We start from the raw sequence: 4,177 nt of genomic DNA, 5'->3' as shown, positions 1-4,177 counted from the left end.
GGGTGGTCCGCCGGGGCCGGAGTGAGGTCCGCCGGGGCGACGAACATCCCGATTGTCTCGCACGCCTGCGCCGCGGTCGGTATCCCGTCGCCGGGGACCACCACCAACCCGCCGCCGGCGCCGCCCTTCTTGAACACGCAGGAGAACAGCGTCTCCGGCGCGGTCCCCGTACGGCTGATCCAGTCTCGGCGGCAGATGCCGGCCGGATCGTCGCCCGCTCGCCAGCGGTGGATCGACAGGTCGGCGTTGCGGGTGCGCTCGGCGGCGCAGGCGATCGAGTTGCCGGGAACCTTCCAGGTCGGGGGCGGTTCCGGCGCGAACGCGAGCACCGCCGCCCCGGCGAGCCCGGTGACCGCGACCAGCCCGACGCCGGCCACCACCGCCAGCCGTACCCAACGGCGGGGCCCGGTGTGGGGCGTCCCGGTGGCCGTGGGCGCGGAACCGGCCAGGACGCGGTGGAGCACCCGCTGCCCGTGAGCCCCTTCGGACCAGCCCGGTTCGCGGTCGGGACGAGCGGCCTTGATCATCTCTTCGACGTTCATCGTGCTCCCTCTCGTACGGGCATCGGGCGGGTGTCGGCGCGTCGATCCGCCGGGAGGCGATGGAACGCCGCGCGGAACCGGCTCCGCGCACGGTGCAGCCGCACCGCGTACGTGGGCCGGGACACCCCGAGGGCCTTGGCCGCCTCCGCCGGGCTCAGGTCGAACCAGGAGGCGGTGATCAACAACTCCCGGTCGGCCTCGCTCAGCGAGTCGAGCACCCGGCGTACCCGGTCGGTCAGCACCACCTGTTCCGCCATCCCGTCGACGACGGCGCTGTCGCGTGTCGCGGTCAACCGGCTGGTCAGTGCCGATCGGGCCAGGCTCTGTCGGCGTCGGGCGAGCACGATTCTGCGCGCCGTGCCGAACAACCAGGGGCGCTCCTCACCCGGCCGCAGCGAATCGAGCGACCGCCAGGCCGCCAGGAACACCTCCCCGACCACGTCGCCGGCCTCGCCGTCGCCGACCCGCCACCGGGCGTACGCATGGATGTCGTCCGCGTGCGCGCGGAACAGGTCGGTCATCCGTCCACTGGGACTGTGCATCGCACCTCCACAACTCGGCTCGTCGCCGGTACTTGTCGGTGGAGGCGGCGACATTACCGGTCGACACGGCGACGCCCGCCCTCGCGCGATCTGGGCGCACGCGAGCGCGATCCGGCCGTGGGCGCAGCGGGCGGCAGTGCCGGTCCGCGCCAACGCCAGTTGACTCCGGCTGGTTGTCTGCTCGGGTCAGGCCGGGGAGGAGCCGCGCACCACCAGCGTCGTGGGCACGGTGATGGAGACCGGACTCCGTCCGGCGATGACGTCGGCGAGCAGCCGGACCATCTCCTCGCTGATGCGGTCCAACGGGTGGCGCACCGTGGTCAGCGGCGGATCGAGGGTGGCGGCCAGCCCGGAGTCGTCGAAGCCGACGACCCGGACGTCGCGGGGCACCTGACGGCCGGCGTCGCGCAGCGCGGGCAGCGTGCCGGCGGCGATGGCGTCGGAGGCGGCGAAGACCGCGTCGAGGTCGGGTGCCTGGCGCAGCAGGGTACGCATCGCCGCCTCGCCGCTCTCCCGGCTCCAGTCGGCGTGCGCGATCCGGGCCGGCTCCACCGGGAGCCCGTTGGCGGTCAGCGCGTCGGTGTAGCCGTGCAGCCGGTCGACCCCACCGGAGGTGTCCTGTGGACCGGTGATCGTGGCGATCCGTCGGCACCCCGCCGCGATCAGGTGTTCGACCGCGGACCGCGCGCCCGTCCGGTCGTCCGCCGCCACCGAGCTGATCGTCTGCTCGTAGCCGAGAACCCGACCGCAGGCCACGATCGGCACGTCGGCGCGCACCAGTTGGCCGGGCAGCGGGTCGCCGGAGTGCGGGGAGACCAGCAGCACGCCGTCGACGTGCCCGCCGGACAGGTACGACACCGCGCGGTCGCGCTCCTGGCCGGTCGCCGCGATCATCAGGATCAGCGTCTGCTCCCGCTCGGAGAGGGCCTGGGCGACGCCCCGCACCAGCACGGCGAAGTTCGGATCCTCGAACAGCAGGTGCTGCGGCTCGGTGAGCAGGAAGGCCACCGAACCGGACCGGCCGGTGGCCAGGGACCGGGCGTGCGGATTGGTGGTGTATCCGGTGCGGGCGATCGCGTCGCGGACCAGCCGGACCGCCTCGGGGCTCACCCAGTCGCGGCCGTTGAGCACGCGGGAGACGGTGGCGTACGAGACCCCCGCCACGCGAGCGACATCGCGGATGGTGGGTCGCTTACGCCCGGGGCCGGGCGGGTTCGGCACGGGGGTGATCATACTCTGTGCCCCGTTTCCTCAGGCCTTGACCGCGCCGGCGGCGAGGTCCACCTGCCAGTACCGTTGCAACGTCAGGAAGAGCAGCACCAGCGGCACGATGGACAGCAGCGCGCCGGTGACCACCGACGTGTACATGGCCGGCTGGGATGCGCCCTGGTTGAGCAGGCCGTTGAGGCCGACGGTGATGGGGTAGAGCCGGTCGTCGCCGAGCATGATGTACGGCAGCATGAAGTTGTTCCAGATCGCCACGAACTGGAACAGGAACACGGTGACCAGCCCGGTACGCATCATCGGCAGCGCGACCTGGCCGAAGGTGCGCCAGTCGCCGGCGCCGTCGACGCGCGCGGACTCCAGGATCTCGCCCGGCACGGCCGCCGCCGCGAAGATCCGGCACAGGTAGATCCCGTACGGGCTGATCATGCTGGGCAGCAGCACCGCCCAGTAGGTGTTGGTCATCCCCACCTTGGCCAGCAGCAGGTACTGCGGAATGGCGAGGATGACACCCGGCACCAGGACACCGGCGAGGATCAGGTTGAAGATCAGGTTCTTGCCGGGGAACGTGTACTTGGCCAGCGCGAACCCGGCCATGGCCGAGATCAGCGTGGAGACGAACGCGCCCACGCCGGCGTAGAGGGCGGTGTTGGCCATCCAGCGCCAGAACAGCCCGTCCCGGTAGGCGCTGAGCTGTACGACGTTGTCCCACAGGTGGGTGCTCGGGGCGAGCGTGAAGGTGGAGAACAGCTCTGCGGCGCTCTTGCTGGAGGCGATCAGCACCCAGAGCACGGGCAGCAGGCAGTACGCCGCGCCGAGCAGCAGCAGCACGGTGGCCGCGACGCTGTGCCGGCGTCGCCGGGGCCGGCGGACCGCCTCGAACGGGGCGGGCACCGGGGCGGTGACGAGACTCATGATCAGTCCTCCTGGTGGAAGGCGCGACGCCCGACGAGCTTGAGGAACCCGAAGGAGAGGGCGAACGTGGCGACGGCGAGGACGACGGAGGTGGCTGCGGCCGAGTAGATGTCGTTGCGGGTGAAGGCGTCGCGGTAGACCTTCATCAGCGGCGTCCAGGTGGTCGAGATGGTGTTGCTCAGCGGCCGCAGGGTCATCGGCTCGGCGAACACCTGCAAGGTGGCGATCAGGGAGAAGACGAACGTCATCACCAGCGAGGGCAGCAGGATCGGAATCTTGATCCGCCAGGCGATGGCGACGTCCGTGGCTCCGTCGATACGGGCGGCCTCCTGGATCTCGGACGGGATGGCCCGCAGCGCGGTGTACAGCACGATCATGTTGAAGCCGGTGCCGCCCCAGACGGCGATGTTGGCCACCGCCCACAGCACCCAGGACGAGGAGAGCAGATCCGGCGCGGGGATCCGCAGCGCCTCCAGCAGGTCGGTGATCGGGCTGACCCGGGGCAGGTAGAGGAAGCCCCAGAGCAGCGAGGCGACCACCGCCGGAACCGCGTACGGCAGGAAGATCGAGATCCGGGCGAAGCCGCCGACCCGGGACCGTCCGGCGTCCAGCAGCAGCGCCATGAGCAGCGCCAACCCCAGCATGGTGGGCACCACGATCATGCCGTACGCGGCGACCCGCCAGATGCTGGGCAGGAACTCCGGGTCCGACAGCGACCGGGCGTAGTTGTCCAGGCCCGCCCACTGCTCTATCCGGGATCTCGCACCCAACCCGAGCCCGGTGACCCGGACCCGGCGCAGGCTCAGGTAGGCGGCGTACCCGATCGGCGCGGCCAGGAAGAGCGTGAACAGGATCAGCGCCGGGGCGAGGAAGGAGTAGGGCACGCCGGCGCGCCGGGATCGGGACGTGGCGCGGGTCGTGGGGGCGACGGACGACGCGCCGACGGTGGAGCGG

Annotated in this window: 5 protein-coding genes; all 5 read right to left on the bottom strand. The window is 71.6% G+C overall.

Going from position 1 to position 4,177, the window contains the following annotated elements:
* On the bottom strand, positions 1–542 hold a 542-nt coding region (locus tag E1182_RS29535; RefSeq protein ID WP_132270999.1), incomplete at its 3' end, for a hypothetical protein.
* The gene (locus E1182_RS29530) at positions 539–1,084 is read right to left on the bottom strand and encodes an RNA polymerase sigma factor (protein WP_165942759.1); all 546 of its coding nucleotides are present in this window, start codon (positions 1,082–1,084) and stop codon (positions 539–541) included. The genes E1182_RS29535 and E1182_RS29530, both read right to left, overlap by 4 nt.
* Before the next feature lie 186 nt (positions 1,085–1,270).
* Positions 1,271–2,305, bottom strand: coding sequence for a LacI family DNA-binding transcriptional regulator (locus E1182_RS29525; protein WP_371687624.1), 1,035 nt, complete (start codon positions 2,303–2,305; stop codon positions 1,271–1,273).
* Between the two features lie 30 nt (positions 2,306–2,335).
* Positions 2,336–3,223, bottom strand: a complete 888-nt coding sequence (locus tag E1182_RS29520) for a carbohydrate ABC transporter permease (protein WP_132270996.1) — start codon at positions 3,221–3,223, stop codon at positions 2,336–2,338.
* 2 nt (positions 3,224–3,225) lie between these two features.
* Positions 3,226–4,107: a carbohydrate ABC transporter permease gene (locus tag E1182_RS29515; RefSeq protein ID WP_132271000.1), complete on the bottom strand. Its 882-nt coding sequence runs from the start codon at positions 4,105–4,107 to the stop codon at positions 3,226–3,228.
* Positions 4,108–4,177 lie beyond the last annotated feature (70 nt).

Source organism: Micromonospora sp. KC721 (assembly GCF_004348355.1).
Lineage (GTDB): Bacteria > Actinomycetota > Actinomycetes > Mycobacteriales > Micromonosporaceae > Micromonospora.
The sequence above is the reverse complement of the archived record's forward strand: the minus strand, read 5'-3'. Positions and strand labels throughout refer to the sequence as shown.

Excerpts from the sequence above, each read along its gene's own strand:
- E1182_RS29530 (WP_165942759.1), bottom strand. The coding sequence starts at position 1,084 with ATGCACAGTCCCAGTGGACGGATGACCGACCTGTTCCGCGCGCACGCG.
- E1182_RS29520 (WP_132270996.1), bottom strand. The coding sequence starts at position 3,223 with ATGAGTCTCGTCACCGCCCCGGTGCCCGCCCCGTTCGAGGCGGTCCGC.